Raw genomic sequence first — 1,505 nt, forward strand, 5'->3', positions numbered from 1 at the left:
ATCTATGGAGTTGAAACAAAAACTCTTCGGGAGATTAATCAGCAAGCATTTTCTGTGAAGGATGACCGTGTAAGGGGAGTTACTAAGGGTACGGGAGAATCCAGATTAGAATATTTGAGAGGGAAATATGGCGAATTAACTTCTGAACAGCTCCATGCTAATATTAATGAAAGGGCCGGTATTGCATTTCCGCAAAGGTCCACTAGGAGTCAACTTAAAAATGGAGGTTATATTGTTGAAGATGTTGACTTGTATAAAAAAATGAGTCCAAATAAGAATCGTGCTCTAGGTTTTCGGAATACCAAAAATGATGGATTGGTACAAGCGCATCACGCAATACAAGATGAATGGGCTAAGATATGGGCTAAAACAAGCGGTAATAATTATAGCAGTCGACAAGCACCATCAATATTACTCAAATCTACCTCTGGTGAACCACATGCTATAATATCCGCTCTTCAAAGAGCTAGAAGAAGGAATGAAGGTTTTAGTACGGATATAATATATGAATTTAATATTAGCTATAAAGAAATGATTGAAGCGGGTGTAGATTTAAAAGTAGCAAAAAAAGTAATGCGAGAAGCATTTAGATACTTTGATGGATTAGGAGGATTTAAATGATAAATGTTCAAAAATTGTCGACTTATGAATTATATTCTCCAGTTGATGAAAATGAAATTAAAAAAATTGAAGAGGAAATGGGATTAGTACTCCCTAATGCTTATAAACAATTACTAAAGCATACAAATGGTTTTGTGTCCGATAATGGAGTCGTTATATTTGGAGTGGATATAATAGATGAAATGAATAAAACATATGAAGTCCATGAATATGCAAAGGGTTATGTTGCTGTAGGAAGTAATGGTGGAGGCAAAATACTGTTAATGACTGCAAATGAAAACGCAACAGAGTTAGTACAAGTTGATTCGGGGATTATGGATCCGAATTATGCAACCACAGTAAGTGAGAATTTTATACAGTGGATAAATGACGGAGCGATAGATATTGACTGTGTGGACGAAGAACAGGAAGTGTTTAAGGAAAAACTGTGTAATCTTATATTGGTAAGTCCACCAGTAGGAGGGGCTATGGATTTAAAGAAAATACAAGAGGTATTTATCATCAAAAAGGGATTGTTTGACTTATTAAAAGGATCAAAACAATTACCATTCGTGTTAATGAAAGACATACCTGTTGAGTTGGCTTTAAAAAACATAGAACTGTTAGGTGAATTAGGGGATATATTGAAAATATCTAGTACTGATTAACTGATTTTAGGGCTTAAAATAGAGGGTATTTGAATTAAGAACCGTTTAATACAATTATTAATTCAAAATAATATTGTTGAAAAATTGCTATTGGTTCCGTGTGTGTCTTATATAATCAACTCAACTTTCGCAGAGTGATATCGGCAAATAAGCCTTGATATAATTAGGAAGGCCAGCGATCCACTGTTCGAGTTGACTTTGAATTAATGTTTTGATTTTCCTATTCGTTTGCTTAAG

The 1,505-nt window shown here is 34.2% G+C and carries 2 protein-coding genes; both read left to right on the forward strand.

Translation table 11 applies throughout. The features are described 5' to 3' along the window. Positions 1-621: hypothetical protein (locus J2S13_RS16800; RefSeq protein ID WP_370874061.1), on the forward strand; the 621-nt coding region annotated here is incomplete at its 5' end. Further along, the gene (locus tag J2S13_RS16805; protein ID WP_307258973.1) at positions 618-1,268 is read left to right on the forward strand and encodes an SMI1/KNR4 family protein; all 651 of its coding nucleotides are present in this window, start codon (positions 618-620) and stop codon (positions 1,266-1,268) included. The genes J2S13_RS16800 and J2S13_RS16805, both read left to right, overlap by 4 nt. Positions 1,269-1,505: the final 237 nt, after the last annotated feature.

The sequence above is a fragment of the Oikeobacillus pervagus genome (genome assembly GCF_030813365.1).
Classification (GTDB): domain Bacteria; phylum Bacillota; class Bacilli; order Bacillales; family DSM-23947; genus Oikeobacillus; species Oikeobacillus pervagus.

What these genes read in the sequence shown, in the direction of transcription:
- J2S13_RS16805 (WP_307258973.1), top strand. Translation starts at nt 618, where the DNA reads ATGATAAATGTTCAAAAATTGTCGACTTATGAATTATATTCTCCAGTT.